This is a genomic window from Priestia sp. 10L35 (genome assembly GCF_056395685.1).
The window spans coordinates 195,442-217,597 of the sequence record NZ_JBFTKA010000006.1; the positions used below are offsets into that span (position 1 = coordinate 195,442).

The following is a 22,156-nucleotide window of genomic DNA, read 5'->3' on the forward strand; positions in this document are numbered from 1 at the left end:
CAAAATAAAAAAGCCGCATCTGCGGCTTTTTTATTTTGCAATATTTTCTGACTCGGAAAATTGATCGTCAGGTCGCTTGTTGTTTGTTTTTTTGATGAACGAGTATGAAAGAAGAACCACAGCGGTTAATCCAAGAGTTAAGAAAAACTGTGAGCGCATCGAATCAATAAATGCCATTGATAAGAAGATCACTGTAATAATAGCAATTGTTACGTATGTTAAATACGGGAACAACCACATTTTCATCCCTTTAATTGGCTGGTTTGCTCGATTCATTTTCTTACGCAGGCGTAAATGAGAAATAGCGATAGCTAAGTACACAATAAGAGCAATGGCTCCTGATGCATTAACTAAGAATAAAAAGAGTTTATCCGGCGAAACGAAGCTAAAGATAGCACATACATATGCAGCAGCTGTGCTAATCCATACAGCTCTTGCCGGCACGCCTGATTTGCTTACTTTTGCTAAAGCGCGAGGAGCTTGTCCTTTTTGAGCTAATGACAAAATCATTCGTGAGTTCGTGTACAAAGCAGAGTTTAAGCAAGACAAAACGGATACTAATACGACTAAATTCATAATTTGTGCAGCTGCTGGAATATTGACCATTTCTAACATTGTTACATATGGACTTTTTAGTAAATCAGCTGAGTTCCAAGGTAAAAGAGTTACTAAAATAGCAACTGAACCAATATAGAAAATTAAAATTCGCCATACGACACTGCGAATAGCAGTTGTGATAGCTTTTGCTGGGTTTTCTGATTCACTAGCTGCAATAGCCGCAATTTCAGCCCCGAAATAAGAGAAAATAACGGTAATAACTCCCAAAAAGATAGAGTTCGTACCTTTTGGCATAAAGCCTCCGTGGCCCGTTAAATTAGCTAGACCAGGTGAAGATGTACCTGGGATTAATCCGAAAATAATAGCTAAACCGATTCCCATAAAAGCAACGATTGCCACAATTTTAATCATAGCAAACCAATATTCAAATTCTCCAAATGATTTGACAGAGAACAAGTTTGTTAAAGTTAATGCAAAGGTTAAGATTAAGCTCAAAAGCCAAATTGGTACGGAAGGGAGCCATTCATGAACAATTGCTCCTCCTGCAGTGGCTTCAATCGCAATTACAATTAGCCAGAAAAACCAGTAAAGCCATCCGACAGCATAACCTGCCCACGCGCCAATTCCTTGCTGAGCATATGTTGCGAATGAGCCTTTATCTGGGTTTACCATAGCCATTTCACCGAGCATACGCATCAATAGAACGACTAGCAGTCCGGCTGCTGCATATGAAACTACTGCTGCTGGGCCTGTTGCATTAATAACGGATCCGCTTCCTACAAATAAGCCGGCTCCGATAATACCTGCAATGGAAATCATGGAAACGTGACGTTGCTTTAACTTTCCGTGTGATTCTGTTTTGTTTCCCATCGTATTCACTCCTTTAAAATTATCGAAAGACTATTAGAAAATAAAGTAAATTCTGAAAATATAAATAGAAATTCCTCCCCTTACCTTTATAATAAGCAAGAAGTGTGCCAATTATCAAATTCCTATAAAAATCGACTTTAAGTTACTAAAATTGTCGATTTTTAAGTCGGAATAGACTCGATTTATTCATTGTAGACTTATTCGCCGTTTGGGATGTCTGGTATATACGTACATTTTATACAAATTTTCGACATACATCTTATTTATCTTGTATGATAAAAGAGAAATCGGTATTATATTCCAAGAAGAATGTTTGAGAGGGTGCGTGTGTTTGAGAAAATTTATAGCTGTTATTTTTCTATTTATTATCCTTTTAGTTGGGTTGTACTTTTTCGTTAGTCCAGTGAGAAATATTGAAAAACTTGATCAGACTGCTTCATTATCTTCACTGGCACAAGAAAAGTCCGCTCATGCGACGTCGCTAGAACTGAACGGAGGCGCTCCTATTTTAGGATACCGATTAAGCGAGAGCGATGTTAATGATTATTTGCGCAGCTACCTTTACGAAAATGATGAAACGGTTGACGGAGCAGAAGCCGAGTTGCTTCCAAAACATATAAAATTGTATATTAATAAACATGTAGTATCTTTTATGGAATCACAGTTTGTAGTTGACGTAACACCAAATGCCGAAAATGGAAAGCTTGTTTTAAAGGTGAATAGCGTGCATTTAGGAAGAATGCCGATTCCGATGTCTCTTGTATGGGATCGCTTAAATATTGATAAGGATTCTGATGTCACGGTCGATAAAGAAATGAATGAAATTACTCTGCTCAATAATTTGCCAGACTCCATTTCGTTTGAGCAAGCAGATACAACGGATGAATATATAAATTTATCTGCCTCTGTAACCATTGATTCGTTACGAGATATTATAAATCTAGCACCATACCTTATTCCTAAGGATATTCAAAGAAATTTATCCCAGAAACTGAACTTGCTTGGCCAATAATAAAAAGCTCACTTATTGTAGAAAAATAAGTGAGCTTTTTCTATCTTGCATCATTTGACCTATGAAAAAAATGTTTGTTTTACCGATACAAAATAGAGAAGTGTTGAACCTATGAACGAATAAGAAGATTCGAAAAAATACACTCATATTTCATGGCTAACAGTTGATGAATAGATGAATAAAAAAACGGTGGTGATGGTAAGTGGTAAGAGTAAGTGGGTTAGCAAGCGGAATGGATATTGATCAAATCGTCAGTGATTTAATGAAGGCTGAACGTATGCCTATTGATAAAATGAAAAAACAAAAGCAAACGTTAGAGTGGCAGCGAGATGATTATCGCTCTATGAACTTGCTGTTATCAGAATTTAATAATCTCGCTTTTAATATGACCTTGCAGTCTTCTTATTCATCCAAAACGGTATCTTCATCGGATGAAACGAAAGTAAAAGCAGCAGCTACTTCCTCAGCAGCAAATGCCTCTTATACTCTTTCAAACGTGACAATGGCGACTGCTGCGCAGAGTATTAGCACTAGTATTGATTCTAGTATGGATCCGACGAAAAGCTTGTGGTCTCAACGCGGGTCGATGGATTCAAGTGTGTGGACTGAGAAAACAGTGGAACAAGCTGCCATAACATTAAGTGCGGATACTAGTACAGTGAAATTAGCTAAAGGTGCTATTTCTGCTGTAAATCAGAATACAGGCACTTTAAACTCTATATCTGTTACCACGGATGGTACAAGTAAAGAGTATAAAGTGACAATAGGAACAAAGGCGGAAACATTAGGTTCTGATGAAGTCTTCATTAACGAAGACACAGGTGAAATGACATTTGGTACCACACTAACAAGCGGCAGTACAATTGAAGCATTTTCGTATCAGCAAAATGTATTGAAGTTTTCTATTACAACTTATGACAGCAACGGTAAAGCAACGGGTGATAATACAGATGGAAGTACGCCATTTGAATTTGACGGTTCCACCTCATTAAACACCCTTCTCACACAAATCAGCAATTCAAAAGTAGGCATTTCAGCCTTTTTCGATGAAGGAACAAATAAAGTTGTCATGACTCGTAAAGATACAGGAAATTTATCTTCTGCTGATAATGGGGATGGTTCAAACATGGTTTTTTCAGGAGGATTTTTGACGGGCTTTTTACAGCTCGCCGGTGATGCCAAAGGAACAGACGCAAAATTTACGCTAAACGGTCTAGAAACAACTCGTAAGTCCAATACATTTACTACTGGAGGCGTTACCTATACCCTTCAAAACAATTTCACAGGAGATGTGCGCGTTAACGTAAGCAATGATACGCAAAAAGTATTTGATACAATTAAAGATTTCGTGACCAAATACAATGAACTGATTGAAAAGATTAACGGAAAGATTACGGAAGAAAGAGACCGGAACTATCAGCCTTTGACTGATGAAGAAAGAGAAAAACTAATGGATAAACAAGCTGAGCAGTGGGATGTTAAGGCGAAAAGCGGTTTGTTAAAAGGAGACTCAATTTTATCAAGCGGTCTAAACCAAATGCGTTCTAACTGGTATGCCTCTGTATCAGGAGTGAGCGGAGGATTTTCGCAACTAACCGACATTGGCATTTCAACTAGCGCAAACTATAGCGATCGAGGCAAGCTAGTCATAGAAGGCGACGGAACTAAATTAAAAGAAGCAATTGAAAAAGATCCGCAGTCTGTGATGGATTTATTTATGAAAAGTGGAAGTACAACAAGTGAAAAAGGGATTGTACGACGTTTACGAGATACGATTACTCAAACCGTATCCAAAGTTGAGCAGCGCGCTGGCCGTTCAACATGGACAAGTGAACAATTTTTGCTTGGGCGGAATTTAAAAAGCGTAAATAGCCAAATCACTAGTTTTGAAAGCAGGCTCACACAAGTGGAGGACCGGTATTATCGTCAGTTTACAGCAATGGAAAAAGCCATTCAAAATGCAAATGCTCAAAGCGCGCAGTTATCGCAATATTTTAGTTAAGAAGGAGTGAACGTTTATGGCAGCAAATAATCCATATCAAGCGTATCAGCAAGGAGCTGTTCAGACTGCTTCTCCAGGAGAGTTAACGCTTATGCTGTATAACGGGTGTTTAAAATTTATCAAACTTGCACGAACAGGCATACAGGAAAAAAATATTGAGCTGAAAAATACGAATCTGTTAAAAGCACAAAATATTATTCAAGAATTAATGATTACCCTTGATACAAACGTGCAAGTTGCTAAGTCTATGATGGCTATGTATGACTATATTAACCAGTGTTTAATTGAAGCAAATACAAAAAATGACACAGCAAGCTTGGATGAAGCGGAACAATACGTAACAGAATTCCGCGATACATGGAAGCAAGTTGTGCAGCTTCACCGCCAGCAAGTCCATGGAAGCGGCGGTCAAGCATAAATATGATTAACGACCTATATCAGCTAACTGATGAGATTTATCGGCTTATTCAAACATTTTCTGACAAAAATCGAGAAGAAGGCATTCAAAAGTTAGAGTATCTTCTATTAAAAAGACGTGACCTCATAGAGAAACTGCCGCCAAAAAGTAGGGATAATGAATCGATTGGTAAGAAAATTGTCGAAATGAATAAGGAAATTGATCAAAAGCTCATCTTAATTCGGCATCAAATTATGGTAGATCTCCGTTTGCTGAAAGCGAAAAAAAAGCATAGTAACAGCTATGTAAACCCTTACGAAACAAAAACGTTTGATGGAATGTTTTATGATAAAAAAAATTAATCCTGCGTAAAAAAATACAACCCTTCTTCTTATGAAGAAGGTCTATTTTTTTGGTTTTTTCATAAACTTTTCTCAGGTTCCATAAATTTTCACTAAATTTTCAAAAAATTTTAATAGTTTAGGAAGGGATTGTGTCGGGTATTGTAGAATTGTAGAGGTATAGCAATGGATTAAAGGAGGAGTTCGAACATGATGTATAACATTCGCGGTGAAAACATTGAGGTGACTCCAGCAATTAGGGAATACGTAGAGAAAAAGCTTGGTAAGTTAGAGCGTTATTTCGACGAAACACCAACTGCTGACGTAAATGTAAACTTAAAAGTCTACAATAACGATCAAAAAATAGAAGTCACAATCCCAATGAATGATCTCGTATTGAGAGCTGAAGAGACACACAGTGATTTATACGCAGCTGTCGATCTTGTCCTAGATAAATTAGAGCGTCAAATTCGTAAACATAAAACAAAAGTAAATCGAAAAATGCGTGAAAAAGGCGCTGAGAAGTATCTGTTCGCAGCATTAGAAAGTGAAGCGAACGTAGCAGTTGCAACTGAAGAAGATGAATTAGAGCTAGTTCGTACAAAACGATTTAACTTAAAGCCAATGGATAGTGAAGAGGCTATTTTGCAAATGAATATGTTAGGACATAGTTTCTTTGTGTTTACAAACGCTGAGACCAACATTACAAACGTTGTATATCGAAGAAAAGATGGACGATATGGATTGATTGAACCAAACTAAGATTATAGGCTCTCTTAAACAAGAGCAGTAAAGTAAAAGCAGCGTGCCTCCGCACGCTGCTTTTTAGCTGCTTAAAAAAATAGTTCCATCACTACATAGCGCGTAGAAGATTTGGTGAATACACGCGTGGTTTCTTTCATGTTGAATGCCTGATAAAAAGAGACTTTATTTTCTCGTGCGTTACACCAGATCTTTCGTACCCCAAGGTTCTTAGCTTTGAGAAAAACCTCCTTTAGTAGACGACTGCCATATCCTTTTCCTTGTTCTTCTTTGAGAGTAGCAAATTTTCGAAATTGAGCTTCATTACCTGTTATAAATAAGGAAACAACTGATTTTAACTCTCCTTCTTCAAACAGTCCATAGTGAATGCCTAATGGCTCATCTTTCAGCTGAATATAACTGAAATCTTTATCAGGCCACATGACGGTATGTCGGACTTCCCAAGCTTGTTCTTTTGTAATCGATTGAACATTCATTCTACATTCCCCTTTTTTATTGTAAGAGTGAGGCAGGGGAAATCACAATAGAAAATAACTTGTTAATAGAGTAGTACTAGTAAAGAGACAGACGAAAAAGGGTACAAGTTGCTACTTGTTTAGCTGCAATGTTACAATTTTACTCAGAATGTTTTATAATGAAAGATACAGATATGAATGAAAATAGTATAAAATGTACTGATTATAAATAGAGGAGCGTTTTAATATGCTTGGATTATTTAAAAAAGTGTTTGACGGCAATCAGCGCCAAATCGGCCGTTTAGAAAAAATGGCGGACCAAATTGATGCGTTAGGTCCTGAAATAGCGTCTTTAACAGACGATCAGCTTCGTGAAAAAACGGCTGAATTTCAACAACGCTACCAAAATGGCGAATCGCTCGATAACCTATTAGATGAAGCTTTTGCGGTTGTACGTGAAGCAGCGAAACGTGTGTTAGGCATGTATCCGTACAAAGTTCAGCTAATGGGGGGTATTTCTCTGCATGAAGGGAATATCTCGGAAATGAAAACGGGTGAAGGTAAAACGTTGACAGCTACTATGCCTGTATACTTAAACGCCATTACAGGAAAAGGTGTACATGTAGTAACAGTCAATGAATACTTAGCGAGCCGTGATGCTAGTGAAATGGGTCGTTTATATGAATTCCTAGGCTTGAAAGTAGGTTTAAATTTAAACCATTTAACGCGTGAAGAAAAGCAAGAAGCATATGCAGCGGATATTACGTATAGTACAAATAATGAACTCGGATTTGACTATTTACGTGATAACATGGTGCTTTACAAAGAACAAATGGTTCAACGTCCGCTTCATTTTGCCGTAATCGATGAAGTTGACTCTATCTTAATTGATGAAGCACGTACGCCGCTTATTATATCCGGCAGCGCGCAGAAATCGACTGCTCTTTATATTCAAGCTAATGCATTCGTTCGCACGCTTGATAAAGAAACCGATTTTACTTTTGATATCAAAACAAAAAGCGTTCAGCTAACCGAAGAAGGTATGTCAAAAGCAGAGCGCGCATTTGGCATTGAAAACTTATTTGATATTTCACACGTAGCGCTAAACCATCACATCAACCAAGCGCTTAAAGCACATGTAACGATGCAAAATGATGTGGATTACGTAATTGATGAAGATCAGGTCGTAATCGTTGACCAATTTACTGGTCGTTTAATGAAAGGAAGACGTTTTAGCGACGGCTTGCATCAAGCTATCGAAGCTAAAGAGAATGTTGAGATTCAAAATGAAAGCATGACGTTAGCTACGATCACATTCCAAAACTACTTCCGTATGTATGAAAAATTATCAGGTATGACGGGTACAGCTAAAACGGAAGAAGAAGAATTCCGTAATATTTACAATATGCACGTTGTTGTTATTCCGACAAACAAGCCAATTTCACGTGATGATAAAGCAGATTTAATTTATAAGTCAATGGAAGGCAAGTTTAATGCGGTAGTAGAAGATATTGCCGAGCGCCACGCAAAAGGACAGCCTGTTCTTGTTGGTACAGTTGCGATTGAAACATCTGAAATTTTATCAGCTTTATTAAAGAAAAAAGGCATTCCCCATCACGTTTTAAATGCAAAACAGCATGAGCGTGAAGCGGATATTATCGAAAATGCGGGTCACAAAGGTGCGGTAACAATCGCAACAAATATGGCCGGTCGTGGTACGGATATCAAACTAGGTGAAGGTGTCGTTGAAGCTGGAGGCCTTGCTGTAATTGGTACAGAGCGTCATGAATCACGCCGTATTGATAATCAGCTTCGCGGACGTGCTGGACGTCAAGGGGATCCAGGGGTATCTCAATTCTATCTATCCATGGAAGATGAATTAATGCGCCGATTTGGTTCAGATAATATGATGGCAATGATGGATCGCCTTGGTATGGATGACTCACAGCCAATTCAAAGTAAAATTGTAACAAGAGCTGTTGAATCCGCTCAAAAACGCGTTGAAGGTAATAACTTTGATGCGCGTAAACAATTGCTTCAATATGATGACGTGCTTCGTCAACAGCGTGAAGTTATTTACAAACAGCGCTTTGAAGTACTTGATTCAGACAACCTGCGTGCGATTGTAGAACGTATGATTGAATCAACTCTACAGCGTGTGGTTGAAGTAAACACACCGCGTGAAGAATTAGAAGAAGAATGGAATTTACAAGCGATTATTGATTACGTAAATGCTAATGTTCTTGAGGAAGGTGAAGTCACAGAAGAAGATCTTCGCCGTAAAGAGCCTGAAGAAATGGTAGAACTGCTGGTAGATCATGCAAAAGCTCGTTATAATGAAAAAGAAGAGCAGCTCCCTGAAGAACAAATGCGTGAATTTGAAAAAGTTGTTGTTCTTAGAGCAGTTGATTCTAAATGGATGGATCATATCGATACGATGGATCAGCTTCGCCAAGGTATCCACCTTCGTGCGTACGGCCAAACAGATCCTCTTCGCGAATACCAAATGGAAGGTTTTGCGATGTTTGAAAATATGATTGCAAGCATTGAAGAAGAAGTGACGAAGTATATCATGAAAGCAGAAATTAACAACAACCTTGAGCGTCAAGAGGTAGCGCAAGGTCAGGCGGCTGTTCATCCAAAAGAAGGAGACGCGCCGGCTAAGAAGAAGCCAAAAGTAAATGCAATAGAAGTTGGCCGAAATGATCCTTGTATCTGCGGAAGTGGCAAAAAGTATAAAAACTGCTGCGGTAAAGAATCATAAAGTAAGAGTCAATTAGTATAGAATGAATTAGTACAGGAAGGAAATGAGTCTTCTCATTTCCTTCCTGTGCGTCAAAAATAAAATAGAGGTGTTCAACTCATGGATTTAGTAGAAATTAAGCAAGAACTTGACAAAACAGCTAAGCGATTAGCGGACTTTAGGGGGTCTCTTTGACCTCGATACAAAACAAGCTCGTATCGATGAATTAGATGAGACTATGGCTGATCCAAATTTTTGGAATGACCAGCAGGCAGCTCAGACTGTTATTAATGAAGCCAATGGTTTGAAAGATGCAGTAAATCAATTTAACCACTTGGATGAAACATATGAAAATTTGCAAGTGTCTCATGAACTTGTAAAAGAAGAATACGATGAAGATTTAGCAGAAGAACTAGTTAGTGAATTAAAAGAGCTTATATCAGGCATGAATGACTTTGAATTACAGCTGCTTTTAAGCGAGCCGTATGATAAAAATAATGCCATTTTAGAACTGCACCCAGGTGCTGGTGGAACAGAATCACAGGATTGGGGTTCAATGTTACTACGTATGTATACGCGCTGGGCGGAGAAAAAAGGTTTCAAAGTAGAAACGCTTGATTACTTACCTGGAGATGAAGCTGGTATTAAAAGTGTAACGCTTTTAATTAAAGGTCATAATGCGTACGGGTATTTAAAAGCTGAAAAAGGCGTTCATCGTCTCGTTCGTATTTCTCCGTTTGATTCATCAGGCCGTCGTCATACATCATTCGTATCGTGCGACATAATGCCGGAATTTAATGATGAAATTTCAATTGATATTCGTACGGAAGATTTGAAGGTTGATACGTATCGTGCAAGTGGTGCGGGAGGTCAGCATATCAATACAACAGATTCAGCTGTTCGTATTACTCACCTCCCAACTAATGTAGTCGTATCTTGTCAGACGGAACGTTCACAAATTAAAAACCGTGAGCAAGCAATGAAGATGTTAAAATCTAAGCTGTATCAATTAGAAATTGAAAAGCAGCAAGAACAGCTAGCTGAAATTCGCGGAGAACAAAAAGATATTGGATGGGGAAGTCAAATTCGTTCGTACGTATTCCATCCGTATTCATTAGTAAAAGATCACCGCACAAATACGGAAGTCGGAAACACGCAAAGCGTAATGGATGGAGATCTAGATCCGTTTATCGATGCGTATTTACGTTCTCATATTTAATTAAGAGGCAGCATACTTAGGTATGCTGCCTTTTTTTAGTTGTTGAACTTTGTAAAATTTGGATGAAGAAAAACGAGCGTAAAGAACTATTGTTAAAAAGAAAATTAAGAAAATATAGAAATTTAAAGGTTGCTGTCGTCAGTTCACTTATTTTGTCAATGAAATAAAATGGTTAAAAATACCTGTTTTGCAGTAAGTGCTTCTTTACAATCTTTTATATTCCTTTTACAAACAGTATTTATAATTTGAGTTAAATCATGAGGAAGGGGCATGTGCAGTGGAAAATAAATCGTTAAACGAATTAATAGAGCAAGTGAAACAAAATAGCTTTTCTTCGAGTAAAGGGTTTGATAGACGGCGTTTTTTACAAGGAGCTGGAAAAGTAGCGGGAGTATCACTTGGCTTAACAATTGCTCAGTCTGTTGGTTTAAATGCAGTAGAAGTTTCAGCTGCAGCGCCTAAATTTTCAAGTTATCCGTTCACTCTAGGCGTCGCATCAGGAGACCCTTTAGCAGATAGCATTGTTCTTTGGACAAGATTAGCACCAGACCCGTTGAATGGCGGGGGAATGCCTAATCAACCTATTCCAGTAAAATGGGAGCTTAGTGAAGATGAAGACTTTCATCGAATTGTCAAACGAGGAACAGAAGTGGCTAGACCTGAACTTGCTCATTCGGTTCACGTTGATGTAAAAGGATTGAAGCCGAGTCATATTTATTATTATCGATTTAAAAGCGGCCATGAGTTAAGCCCGGTTGGAAAAACAAAAACACTTCCTTCAGCAAATGAAGAAGTAGCCAGTATGACGTTTGCATTTGCTTCGTGTCAGCAATATGAACATGGGTACTTTACAGCCTATGAGCATATGGTTAAAGAACAATTAGATTTTGTCGTTCATTTGGGCGATTACATCTATGAATATGGACCAAACGAGTACGTGGCTGCAAGCGGAAACGTTCGTACTCACAGCAGCGCAGAAATTCAAACGCTGCAAGATTATCGAAACAGGCATGCTCAGTACAGGGCAGATGCCAATTTGAAGTCTGCTCACGCTGTTTTTCCATGGATTGTGACGTGGGATGACCATGAAGTAGAAAACAATTATGCAAATGTAATTCCTGAAAAAGGCCAATCAGTAGAAGCATTTATTCAACGCCGTGCGGCAGCTTATCAAGCTTATTACGAACACATGCCTTTGCGTCAAACATCCTTGCCTCACGGAGCGGATATGAGATTATATCGTGACTTTTCATATGGGAAATTAGCTTCTTTTCAAGTGTTGGATACGCGTCAATACAGAGACGATCAAGCAAACGGAGACGGAACAAAGCCACAAACGCCAGAATCTCTTGATCCCAAACGTACGCTATTGGGGAATGAACAAGAAAAATGGCTGTTTACTAATCTTGAAAAGTCAGCGTGTCATTGGAACGTACTGGCTCAACAAATTTTCTTTGCGCCAAGAAAATTTGGAACGGCTGCTAAGCCTACATACAGCATGGATGCATGGGATGGGTATACGGCGAATCGTCAGCGCGTCATTGATTTTATTGAAAAGAAAAAGTTGGACAACGTCATTGTACTAACTGGAGATGTACACGCTAACTGGGCTTCTAACTTATACGCGGATTTTGCTAACCTTAATTCAAGAGTTATTGGTGCAGAGTTCATCGGCACCTCCATCACTTCCGGAGGGAACGGAGCAGATAAACGAGCAGACACGGATAAAATTTTAAGTCAAAATCCACACCTCACATTTTTTAATGATTATAGAGGATATGTAAGGTGTACGGTAACTCCTGATATATGGCAAGCCGATTATCGCGTTGTGCCTTTTGTAACAGAGCCTGGTGCAGAAATTTCAACTCGAGCTTCCTTTCAATATAAAAAAGATGGAAAAGGTATGACGGAAGTTGAAGTAAATAACGTGCCGCGTGGACTAAAGATTTCTAAGGAAGTAGAGGAAGATCGTATGCGGGCACACGGGAAAGCACATGAAAAACAAGAGTTGAAAAAGAAAGAAAAAGTTCAGCAGTAAACTAAGTAAGAAAAAGGAGGTCAAGTATGTTTTCTAATATTGGAATCCCTGGTTTGGTTATTATTTTAGTCATTGCGTTAATAATTTTTGGACCGTCTAAGCTGCCGGAAGTTGGACGAGCGTTTGGACGAACATTAACTGAATTTAAAGGAGCAGCAAAAGGGCTCGTATCAGATGATGAAAGTGTTAAAGAAAAGCAGACCGCAACCGTTTCTGAACAAAAAGGGAATGAATCCACATCGTAAGTAAGGAAATAGACGAGGAAACTCGTCTATTTCTACTTGTGAGAAAGGAGAGAAAGACAATGGGAGAAATGAGCTTGATGGAGCACCTTGAAGAATTGCGTGTTCGTATTATTAAAACACTTTGTGCATTTGTAGTTTTACTTATTGTCAGTTTTGTATTTGTGCAAGATATTTATCAGTGGCTAGTAAAAGATTTGGACGGCAAGCTTGCGGTACTTGGACCAAGTGAAATCGTATGGATTTATATGATGATTGCATTTGTTTTTGCGCTTGCTTTTACACTTCCAGTAGCTGCTTATCAAGTATTTCGGTTTGTTTCACCTGGTTTAAAAAAGGAAGAATATAAGGTTCTGATTACCTTCATTCCATTCTTTTTTCTTTTGTTTGTAAGCGGGCTGGGGTTTGGTTATTTTGTTTTATTTCCAATGGTTTTAGCATTTTTAACGGGCTTGTCGAATGATCAGTTTTCACTGATGTTTACGGCTGAGCATTATTTTCGTTTTATGCTTAATCTTTGTTTACCGTTTGGGTTTTTATTTGAAATGCCTTTAGTTGTTCTATTCTTAACGCGCCTAGGGGTTCTAAATCCATTAAGGTTAGCTAGAGCAAGGAAGCTATCATATTTTGCTTTAATTGTGATATCCGTACTTATTACTCCTCCTGATTTTATTTCGGATATTTTAGTCATTGTTCCGCTTCTGCTTTTATATGAGCTCAGTGTGACAATTTCACGCGTAGTATACAAAAAACGTTTAGGAAACGAATCAATTGCTTAATCGTATACATAAGTGTGATGAGAGAATTCATGAAATTGAAACAAAGTCCTTGTAAACAGAGTGTTTTAAACATTCTGGAGTAGGTTATAATAGAGTGAAAACTCTACAGCAAGGGGGAGAAGGCTTGAAAAAAGTATTACTGACGTTAACAATCGGTCTAGCGCTTGTTTTGTCTGCGTGCGGCGGAGGAAGCTCTAAAAATGAATCTGCTGGTGAATCTTCAGCGAGTGCAGAAGACATTGTGAAGAAAAACTGTACAGGCTGTCACGGAGTAGATTTAGGAGGAGCGAATGGGCCAAGCTTGCAGCATGTAGGCAGCAAGCACTCAGAAGCTGAAATTGAAAACATTATTAACAATGGTCAAGGCGGTATGCCAAAAGGACTAATCAATGAAGAAGATGCAAAAAAAGTTGCTGCTTGGCTGGCAAAGAAAAAATAAGACGGGTATCCGTCTTATTTTTGTGTTAAAGCTGCTTTAATTCTTGGTTTAAGACAATGGCTTGCTTTTGAGCTTTGACATCTTTTGCTATGTCTCCAGGTGCATTTGCTTCTCCAATGATGTATCCGCTAAAGGAAGAGCCAATAAAATCGACAATGTATTGAAATTGCATAATAAGAGGAAGAGCTTTTATAGATGCACCTGTGCCCCCCACTACTAATACATACACGCGCTTATTTTTCATTTGTTCTTTAAAGTTGATTGTCGAATCTCTAAGACTTTCAGACCAACGATCCACAAAGTTCTTCATTAATCCGCTCATACCGTACCAGTAAAGAGGCGTAACAAATAAAATAGTGTCGTGCGCTGCCATCTTTTTCGCTATATCATAATAATCATCTTGTTGATTGGTAAATCCAAGTTCATCGTGACGCATATCAGTAATAGGGTTAATGGTATGCCGGCGCAAGTAAACTTCTTCCGTATTGATATCTTTTAACACTACTTTAGCTAATTCCTCCGTATTTCCGTTTTCTCGTGAACTTCCATAAATGGTGATCATGTTATCTCTCCTCATCGTTTTTCTTATTTATCATACCTTGTTTGTGAAAAAAGTAGACATGAATGTGCTTTGTCTAACGATATTCGTAAAAAAATGCACAGCAAAAACAACAGAATTAAAAATAAGGATAAATTCTCATACCTTGCTAAAAATATCCTACTTATGTCATATTTGAAATAAAAATGTAATATTTTTGGGGCTTATTTTCACGAAGAGTGATGTTATAATGAGAAAGCGCGTGAGAAGAGTCGAATTTTTGGTTTGAATTGTAGAGTTTTGTCGTATTTTGACAAGTTTTACATAGTATTAAAATAACACACTTGATTAGGTGATTACTTATGATTGAAATGCAAAATGTATATAAAACGTATCCGAACGGTGTAAAAGCAATCAATGGCATTAGCATCAAGATTAATCAAGGTGAGTTTGCTTATATCGTAGGACCAAGTGGAGCAGGAAAATCCACTTTTATTAAAATGATGTATCGTGAAGAAAAGCCTTCTTCAGGAAATATCATTGTAAACGGTGCAAATGTAGCAAAAATAAAAGATAGCAAAGTTCCTATCTTTAGACGTCATATTGGTGTAGTCTTTCAAGATTTCAAGCTGCTTCCAAAATTAACGGTCTATGAAAACATTGCTTTTGCACTAGAAGTAATTGAGCAAAGTCCCGAAGAAATTAAAAAGCGAGTGCTAAAGGTGCTAGAGCTTGTTAAGTTAAAGGGTAAAATGGATTCTTTCCCTGATGAACTATCTGGAGGAGAGCAGCAGCGTGTGTCTATTGCGCGTTCAATTGTGAATAGTCCTAAGGTTGTCATCGCCGACGAACCGACAGGGAATCTTGATCCGGAGACTTCGTGGGAAATTATGGATATCTTTGAGGAGATTAATAAACGCGGTACGACTATTTTAATGGCAACGCATAACCGTGAAATTGTAAATACAATTCGAAAGCGCGTAATTGCGATTGAAAATGGAAATGTTGTGCGCGATGAAGTAAGAGGTGAATACGGATATGAAGGCTAGGACATTCGGTCGCCACTTACGTGAAGGATCTAAAAGTTTAGGAAGAAACGGCTGGATGACATTCGCATCTGCAAGTGCTGTTACCGTGACGCTCTTGCTTGTAGGCGTATTTTTTATGTTGATGATGAATTTAAACCACATTGCCAAATTGATTGAAAATGATGTGGAAATTCGCGTTCACGTTGATGCTGCAGCTACAGCAGAGGATCGAAAAGCAATGAAAGAAAAGCTAGATGCAATTAAGCAAGTTGATACGGTGACGTTTTCTTCTAAAGATAAAGAGTTAAAAGATTTAATTAATAGTATGGGTGATGAAGGACAAGCTTTTGAACCGTTTGAACAGCAAAACCCATTAAATGATGTATTTGTTGTTAAAACAAAAGAGCCGACTGATGTCGCAAAAGTAGCTAAACAAATTGAGAAATATCCGTATGCAGCAAAAGTTCAATACGGACAAGATCAAGTTGAAAAGTTATTTAAAGTGCTGAAAGTAGCTCGTAATATCGGAGTAGTGCTGATTTTAGGGCTTCTATTTACAGCAATGTTCCTAATTTCAAATACAATTAAAATTACGATTGTAGCTCGCCGTGAAGAGATTGAAATTATGCGCTTAGTTGGAGCCACGAACTCCTTTATTCGCTGGCCGTTCTTTATTGAAGGTCTGTTTTTAGGAGTGCTTGGTTCTATTGTGCCAATTGCAGTTATTATCGGTGTGTACAGCGTTTTATATAATGAAGTTCAACCTAAGTTTGATGGATTCTTTGAACTTTTACCTGCCTTTCCATTCGTGCTTCAAGTGTCGCTATTATTACTAGTGATCGGCGGTCTAATTGGGATGTGGGGAAGTACATTATCCATCCGTAAGTTCTTGCGAAAATAAGAATAGATTTTTAACATAATAGATTACAACAACCTCACATTTGATGTTTATCAAATGTGAGGTTGTTGTGTAATTACACATAAAAATAGAAAAAAATGCTAATGGGGGTCTTGCTAATGCCCGTTTATACGGGGAAATATGTGCAGATGGGGAGAAACAAATGACACGTAAGACATTAGTAATGACAGCAGCAGTTTTAGTTGGACTAAGTGCGGTTTGGATAGGTGATGAAAAAATTGCTTATGCACAAAGTGCCAGCACTACTAAACTCAGTGATTTAGAGAAAAAAAGTGATGATGTGAACCAAAATATTAATCAAAATAAAGAGAAATTAAAAGAGGTTCAAGAAAAGCAAAAAAACGAAGAAGCTGAGATCGCGCGCTTGGATTCAGAAGTCGGACAAACGAATGCAGATATCCGCAGCCGTGAATCTGAAGTAGAAAAAGCAAAGCAAGACATCGAGAAGCTGAAAAGCGAGATTGACGTTGTAAAAAAAAGAATTGAAAAACGAAATGAGCTATTAAAAAAACGTGCTCGTGCTTTACAAGAAAATGGCGGGTCTGTGGATTACATAGATGTACTGCTAGGCTCTGAAAGCTTCGGAGACTTTATTAGCAGAGTGAGTGCGGTTTCGACAATTGTAGAGGCTGACCGTGATTTGTTAATGCAGCATGAAGCCGATAAAAAGGCAAAAGAAGAGAAAGAAACAAAAGTTCAAAACAAGCTAACGGAAGTAAGTCAAGCGCTTGAAGAACTTAAAAATCTTCGTGCGCAGCTGCAAAAACAAGTGGATGAAAAGAATCAGCTCATGCAAACGCTCAAAGATCAGGAAAAAGAATTTAATGAAGAAGCCGTTGGATTAGAAGAGCAAGCTTCTATTTTAGCTGATCAAAAAAATGCAGCACAAGCTCAACAGCAAGAAATTGAAAAAGCCGGGGCAACAGAGGAGGCACCCCCTGTTACAAGCGGGTCGTTTATGAGGCCGGCAAAGGGCCCGGTAACATCTCATTTTGGGTATCGAGAAACGTTTGGAAGAGGACACTACGGTATTGATATTGGAAAGCGAGGAGAAAGTGTGCCAGTTGTAGCCGCGGCAAGCGGAAAGGTAATTAGAGCATATCATTCTTCTTCTTTTGGTAATGCCGTATTTATTCGTCACAATGTAGAAGGTCAGACGTGGGTTACAGTTTATGCTCATTTAGAGAGCTACAGCGTCTCAAGCGGTCAATCTATCAATAAAGGTCAACAATTAGGTTATATAGGGAACACAGGACGTTCGTTTGGTGCTCACCTGCATTTTGAATTGCATAAAGGCGATTGGAAAGGTAAAAGTTCCGCTGTAAACCCTGAAAGTTATATTAAATTTTAAGTTCCTAGCATACGTGGTACAAGCTCAACATATAGTTTAACAAAAAGGCATCGCACTTGATTTGTGTGGTGCCTTTTGCTACAAATAACACATGCATCCTTTTTATTACATAGTTTTGGTTGTATCTATTATAATAAGAAGAGATGGCTTAAGGTTGAGGAGGATGAAAGAACTTGAATCGGAAAATCGTTGCACTATTAATGGCACTCTCCTTAGTTGTTGGAGCAGCAGGTACATATTTTGGCATTCAGTATGCAAATGCTGGAACGGTCAGTACCCCCCTTACAACTTCTTCAAATGATAGTAAAGTGGAAAAGGAAGAGCTAGACAAAATCAAGCAAGCTTATGAACTGATATCTTCAAAATATTACAAAGATGTAGATGACAAAAAATTATTAGATGGCGCAATCCAAGGAATGGTACAAACCTTAGGAGACCCTCACTCATCTTACATGGATAAGAAAACGGCACAGCAATTCACGCAGTCTCTTGATTCATCGTTTGAGGGAATTGGCGCTGAAGTAAGCATGGTAGATGGAAAAGTAACAATCGTAGCTCCGTTTAAACAATCTCCTGCGGAAAAAGCAGGATTAAAACCAAATGATCAGATTTTAAAGATCGATGGTAAAAGTATCGCGGGTCTGGAATTGAATGAAGCAGTATTAAAAATTCGCGGTAAAAAAGGCTCTACCGTGACATTAGATGTTCAACGACCGGGCGTGAAAGAAACGATGAAAGTAAAAGTTGTAAGAGATGAGATTCCAATTGAAACCGTCTATTCTTCTGTTAAAAATGTAAACAATAAAAAAATTGGCTACATGGAAATTACGTCATTCTCTGAATCAACGGGAGACGAATTTACGAAACAGTTGAAAAAACTTGAAAATAAAAATATTGATGGCTTAGTTCTAGACGTTCGGGGAAATCCTGGTGGCTATTTAACGAGCGTTGAAAAAATGCTTGATAAATTAGTAACGAATAAAAAGCCATATATCCAAATTGAAGATCGTAACGGTGAACGTCAAAAAGTGGTTTCTTCAATGAAAAAGCAAAAGGATTATCCAATTGTGGCCTTGATTGATGGAGGAAGTGCATCCGCTTCTGAAATTCTTGCCGGGGCATTAAAAGAAGCAGGAGGATACAAGCTAGTCGGTGAAAAATCCTATGGAAAAGGAACCGTTCAACAAGCTGTTCCAATGGAAGACGGCAGTAATTTAAAATTAACGTTCTATAAATGGCTAACGCCTGATGGAAACTGGATTAACGAAAAAGGTATAAAACCAACAGTAGAAGTCAAGCAGCCGGATTATTATTATGCAAATCCAATTCAAGTTGATAAAAAGCCATTAACACGTGATATGACAGGTGACCAAGTGAAGAATGCTCAAGTGATGCTAAAAGGCCTTGGCTTTGAACCTGGACGTACAGACGGATATTTTAGTAAAGAGACAGAAACAGCTGTAACTGCATTCCAAAAAGCCAATAAGCAAAAAGCTACAGGTGAAATCGATGAAGATACAGCAGCGCTTTTACAAACAAAACTTCTAGAAAAAATTAAATCAAAAGATGAAGATCGTCAGCTTCAAACGGCTTTAAAGCTAGCTAGTCAATAAGAAGTAGAAAAAGTTCCGTGCTTTTCCAAAGCACGGAACTTTTTTAGTAAAAACAACATTGTCGGTTAGTGATGCATTTTGATAAAATAAAGAAGCCTATGTTACATAACAATCAATCGTAAATGTTGTAATAAAAATGTGAAAAATTACAGGTGGTGAAAAAATGGATTTTGCATTAGAGCTCTTAAAAGGTATCGGGCGTTTGTTTTTACATCCGCTAACTTATCTATTTCTGCTCGTCTCGTTTTTTGTAGGTCTTTCTCGCGTCAAGAGAGAGCGTCAGAATTTTCATGTTCGCGTGTTTGATTTTATTTTAGAAGCAAAATATTTATTTTTTCCAGGTATCATTATTGGGTTGATTTTATCCGTTGTTACCGTGTTGCTAGGTGTCTATGTATCTATAGGAATGATTGTACTTGTAGCTGTTTTAACTTTTATCATAAGCGGCCCTTGGACGTTTAAATGGCTTTCTCCTTCTTACACCGTAGGACTGGCTGTGCTTGCAACCTTGCTTATTCCGGCATCTGGTTTCGGTGAAGGATTTATTCAAACGTGGTCTGTGCAAGCTCATAACGCAGATTTACCTTCTCTGACTATTTTAATGTCTCTGCTTGTATTAGCAGAAGGATATTTAATTTGGAAATTTGGAGCAAAAGGTACGTCTCCAGCCATTGTGAAAAGTAAAAGAGGGCAGGAAATTGGAGCTCATTACTCTCAAAAATTATGGGTTGTCCCGCTTTTTGTCTTAATTCCAGGCAGCGCCATTACGTCTGTGTTTCCATGGTGGCCTGTGTTATCTATTGACGGAACATCATTTAGCCTGTTTTTTGTTCCTTTTGCTATCGGTTTTTATCAGCGAATTCAAAGTATGGTGCCGTTTAAATCTATTGAATTTACTGGTAAGCGTGTATTAGCATTAGGCGTGGGATTAACGATCATTACGATTGCTGCTATTTTTTATCCTCTTGCCGCTGTAGCTGTTGTTATTCTAGCGATCATAGGAAGAGAGTGGATTCGTTTGCAGCAGCGTCGAAGCGATGAAAAAGCGCCCGCACTGTTTACTAAGCGTACACAAGGTTTGGTTGTATTAGGAATCATCCCTCATTCTCCGGCAGAGAAAATGGGTTTGAAAGTAGGAGAAGTGATTATTAAGGTAAATGGAATCGCTGTATCTGAAGTCCATAAATTTTATGAAGCATTACAAGTTAATAACCGTGCTTTTTGTAAGCTGGAAGTTATTGACGAAAATGGAGAAGTTCGCTTTACTCAGCGAGCATTGTATGACAACGAACATCATGAACTAGGTATTTTGTTTGTACACAATTATACAAAACGTGATTCACAAGCTGGTTAAAAGACGGATAAAAAGGAGAAATGTTTGTGGAAGTCAAAACGATTGCCGCAGTTTTTCTACCCGCCATATTGCTTGTTCTGTTTGCTAGAGTAACATATAACTTATATGTTGCCACAGCGCTGACGCTTTTGTTGATAGCTGTTTCTGTATATAAAGGGTCCGCAGATTATCCGCTTATTATTTTAATAGATTTACTTTCAGCAGCCATCGGTTTTATATATGCAAAAAGCATGCTAGCAGCTGGAAAATAAAGACTTTTGGTTTGATGATAAGTTAATCGCTTATTATTAAACTGTACACAAAAGCTCTCTGCACAACGTGGAGAGCTTTTGTGTGTAAAAAAGTGAGTTAGAACTTATAACAATATTGTTTCGGTTCATTTAATGAGCGAGTATAATCAAATCAATTAGACAAATATGTTTATATTTAAAATATTTTAAACACTTATGTATAAATTTATTTAAATAAGTGTACAGAAATGTGAGAAGGGTATAGAAAAATAAAAAATATTAATCTGAAAATTTAGTTTATTTTTGATTTTAAAAAATAAAAGGAGGTTTAGGATTGATGGAAGTATTAATGAGAACGATGTTTCAGTCGCTTGGCAAAAATCATTCAATAAACAAATTAGCTAAAAAGTATGGATTGAGGATGGGAGCAGCTCGTTTTGTTGCTGGAGACTCAACCGAATCAGCAATTCACACATCTAAGGAGCTTAACAATAGTGGAAAAGTTGTTACACTTGATCATTTAGGAGAATTTGTTTTTACAGAAGAGGAAGCCAGGTTGTCTACTGCCATGTGCATTCAGACACTAGAAGCCATTGCAGAATCGGGCGTTCAATCAAATTTATCATTAAAGGTGACTTCTTTAGGATTGGATATTAGCAAAGGGCTTTGTATGGAAAATATGCGCAGAATTCTACACACGGCCAGAATGAATAATATTTTTGTTCGAATTGATATGGAAGACTACTTGCACTGCCAAATCTCCCTTGATATGTATAAAGAATTACGCAAAGAATTTGATAATGTTGGAATTGTGATTCAAGCGTATCTTCATCGTACAGAACAAGATATGAATGACTTACATCAATATCAAGCTAATTTACGTCTAGTAAAAGGAGCTTATAAAGAATCACCAGAAGTATCATTTCCAGAAAAGAAAGACGTAGATGAAAACTATAAAAAAATCATTAAAATGCATTTATTAAATGGTCACTATACAGCTGTAGCAAGTCATGATGAAGAAATGATTCAGTACACAAAACGATTAGTAAGAGAAAATGGTATTTCAAATGACCAATTTGAGTTCCAAATGCTTTATGGAATTTGCGTAGAGCTGCAGGACCGTCTAGTAAAAGAAGGATATAAAGTAAGGGTGTATGTTCCTTACGGAATTGATTGGTTTGGTTATTTCATGAGACGCCTAGCCGAACGCCCCGCCAATGTATGGTTCGTATTAAAAAATTTCTCCAAATAAGTTCAGTCAAAGAA

General features: G+C 37.9%; 21 protein-coding genes. 18 read left to right on the forward strand and 3 right to left on the reverse strand.

What is annotated here, in order from left to right; genetic code table 11:
• Window positions 1-30: 30 nt before the first annotated feature.
• Window positions 31-1,428, reverse strand: coding sequence for an amino acid permease (locus tag AC1DEF_RS21255; RefSeq protein WP_043977411.1), 1,398 nt, complete (start codon window positions 1,426-1,428; stop codon window positions 31-33).
• Between the two features lie 325 nt (window positions 1,429-1,753).
• Here AC1DEF_RS21255 and AC1DEF_RS21260 point away from each other — a divergent pair, with 325 nt between their 5' ends.
• The 5 genes from AC1DEF_RS21260 (at window position 1,754) to hpf (ending at window position 5,942) form a co-directional block, all read left to right on the forward strand.
• Complete coding sequence (locus AC1DEF_RS21260; protein WP_309225837.1) at window positions 1,754-2,440, forward strand: hypothetical protein; 687 nt, start codon at window positions 1,754-1,756, stop codon at window positions 2,438-2,440.
• 202 nt (window positions 2,441-2,642) lie between these two features.
• The gene (fliD, locus tag AC1DEF_RS21265) at window positions 2,643-4,442 is read left to right on the forward strand and encodes a flagellar filament capping protein FliD (protein ID WP_477727539.1); all 1,800 of its coding nucleotides are present in this window, start codon (window positions 2,643-2,645) and stop codon (window positions 4,440-4,442) included.
• 16 nt (window positions 4,443-4,458) lie between these two features.
• Window positions 4,459-4,860, forward strand: a complete 402-nt coding sequence (fliS, locus tag AC1DEF_RS21270) for a flagellar export chaperone FliS (RefSeq protein WP_025752547.1) — start codon at window positions 4,459-4,461, stop codon at window positions 4,858-4,860.
• A gap of 2 nt (window positions 4,861-4,862) precedes the next feature.
• On the forward strand, window positions 4,863-5,201 hold the full coding sequence (fliT, locus tag AC1DEF_RS21275; protein ID WP_043977402.1) for a flagellar protein FliT: 339 nt from the start codon (window positions 4,863-4,865) through the stop codon (window positions 5,199-5,201).
• A gap of 189 nt (window positions 5,202-5,390) precedes the next feature.
• Window positions 5,391-5,942 (forward strand): ribosome hibernation-promoting factor, HPF/YfiA family, encoded by a 552-nt coding sequence (hpf, locus tag AC1DEF_RS21280; protein ID WP_013059750.1) that lies wholly within the window; start codon window positions 5,391-5,393, stop codon window positions 5,940-5,942.
• Window positions 5,943-6,013: 71 nt separating this feature from the next.
• On the opposite strand, the gene AC1DEF_RS21285 is transcribed toward hpf, so the two are convergent.
• Window positions 6,014-6,418 (reverse strand): GNAT family N-acetyltransferase, encoded by a 405-nt coding sequence (locus AC1DEF_RS21285; RefSeq protein WP_097824900.1) that lies wholly within the window; start codon window positions 6,416-6,418, stop codon window positions 6,014-6,016.
• A 226-nt stretch (window positions 6,419-6,644) separates the two neighbouring features.
• Here AC1DEF_RS21285 and secA point away from each other — a divergent pair, with 226 nt between their 5' ends.
• The 6 genes from secA to cccB all read left to right on the forward strand — a co-directional run bounded on the left by secA (window position 6,645) and on the right by cccB (window position 13,857).
• Entirely contained in the window at window positions 6,645-9,161 is a 2,517-nt protein-coding gene (gene secA / locus AC1DEF_RS21290) for a preprotein translocase subunit SecA (RefSeq protein ID WP_016765888.1), read from the forward strand.
• A gap of 99 nt (window positions 9,162-9,260) precedes the next feature.
• Window positions 9,261-10,359 (forward strand): peptide chain release factor 2 gene (gene prfB / locus AC1DEF_RS21295; protein ID WP_114324550.1). Its coding sequence is split into 2 segments (ribosomal slippage): window positions 9,261-9,323 and window positions 9,325-10,359, totalling 1,098 coding nucleotides; the frame shifts between segments, so codons are not numbered across the junction.
• 304 nt (window positions 10,360-10,663) lie between these two features.
• Window positions 10,664-12,397: an alkaline phosphatase D family protein gene (locus tag AC1DEF_RS21300; RefSeq protein WP_411970503.1), complete on the forward strand. Its 1,734-nt coding sequence runs from the start codon at window positions 10,664-10,666 to the stop codon at window positions 12,395-12,397.
• Window positions 12,398-12,423: 26 nt separating this feature from the next.
• Complete coding sequence (locus AC1DEF_RS21305) at window positions 12,424-12,642, forward strand: twin-arginine translocase TatA/TatE family subunit (RefSeq protein WP_016765885.1); 219 nt, start codon at window positions 12,424-12,426, stop codon at window positions 12,640-12,642.
• Window positions 12,643-12,701: 59 nt separating this feature from the next.
• Window positions 12,702-13,418, forward strand: a complete 717-nt coding sequence (gene tatC, locus AC1DEF_RS21310; RefSeq protein ID WP_097824896.1) for a twin-arginine translocase subunit TatC — start codon at window positions 12,702-12,704, stop codon at window positions 13,416-13,418.
• Between the two features lie 124 nt (window positions 13,419-13,542).
• On the forward strand, window positions 13,543-13,857 hold the full coding sequence (gene cccB / locus AC1DEF_RS21315) for a cytochrome c551 (protein WP_013059743.1): 315 nt from the start codon (window positions 13,543-13,545) through the stop codon (window positions 13,855-13,857).
• 25 nt (window positions 13,858-13,882) lie between these two features.
• Here the strand turns inward: cccB and AC1DEF_RS21320 are convergent, their stop codons facing one another.
• Window positions 13,883-14,419, reverse strand: coding sequence for a flavodoxin family protein (locus AC1DEF_RS21320; protein ID WP_097824895.1), 537 nt, complete (start codon window positions 14,417-14,419; stop codon window positions 13,883-13,885).
• A 338-nt stretch (window positions 14,420-14,757) separates the two neighbouring features.
• On the opposite strand from AC1DEF_RS21320, the gene ftsE reads away from it, so the two are divergent.
• The 7 genes from ftsE to AC1DEF_RS21355 all read left to right on the forward strand — a co-directional run bounded on the left by ftsE (window position 14,758) and on the right by AC1DEF_RS21355 (window position 22,142).
• On the forward strand, window positions 14,758-15,444 hold the full coding sequence (gene ftsE, locus AC1DEF_RS21325; RefSeq protein WP_377575573.1) for a cell division ATP-binding protein FtsE: 687 nt from the start codon (window positions 14,758-14,760) through the stop codon (window positions 15,442-15,444).
• Window positions 15,434-16,324, forward strand: coding sequence for a permease-like cell division protein FtsX (gene ftsX / locus AC1DEF_RS21330; RefSeq protein ID WP_043977384.1), 891 nt, complete (start codon window positions 15,434-15,436; stop codon window positions 16,322-16,324). The genes ftsE and ftsX overlap by 11 nt, the downstream gene beginning before the upstream one ends.
• 160 nt (window positions 16,325-16,484) lie before the next feature.
• Window positions 16,485-17,693 carry a murein hydrolase activator EnvC family protein gene (locus tag AC1DEF_RS21335; protein ID WP_477727540.1) on the forward strand — a complete coding sequence of 403 codons (1,209 nt, stop codon included), beginning with the start codon at window positions 16,485-16,487 and terminating at the stop codon, window positions 17,691-17,693.
• A gap of 173 nt (window positions 17,694-17,866) precedes the next feature.
• Window positions 17,867-19,306 (forward strand): S41 family peptidase, encoded by a 1,440-nt coding sequence (locus AC1DEF_RS21340; RefSeq protein ID WP_013059738.1) that lies wholly within the window; start codon window positions 17,867-17,869, stop codon window positions 19,304-19,306.
• Between the two features lie 163 nt (window positions 19,307-19,469).
• Complete coding sequence (locus AC1DEF_RS21345; protein ID WP_025752562.1) at window positions 19,470-20,660, forward strand: PDZ domain-containing protein; 1,191 nt, start codon at window positions 19,470-19,472, stop codon at window positions 20,658-20,660.
• A gap of 20 nt (window positions 20,661-20,680) precedes the next feature.
• The gene (locus AC1DEF_RS21350) at window positions 20,681-20,911 is read left to right on the forward strand and encodes a DUF2198 family protein (protein WP_255255797.1); all 231 of its coding nucleotides are present in this window, start codon (window positions 20,681-20,683) and stop codon (window positions 20,909-20,911) included.
• A 316-nt stretch (window positions 20,912-21,227) separates the two neighbouring features.
• A complete protein-coding gene (locus tag AC1DEF_RS21355) occupies window positions 21,228-22,142 on the forward strand; it encodes a proline dehydrogenase family protein (RefSeq protein ID WP_477727541.1) in 915 nt (304 codons plus the stop codon).
• Window positions 22,143-22,156 lie beyond the last annotated feature (14 nt).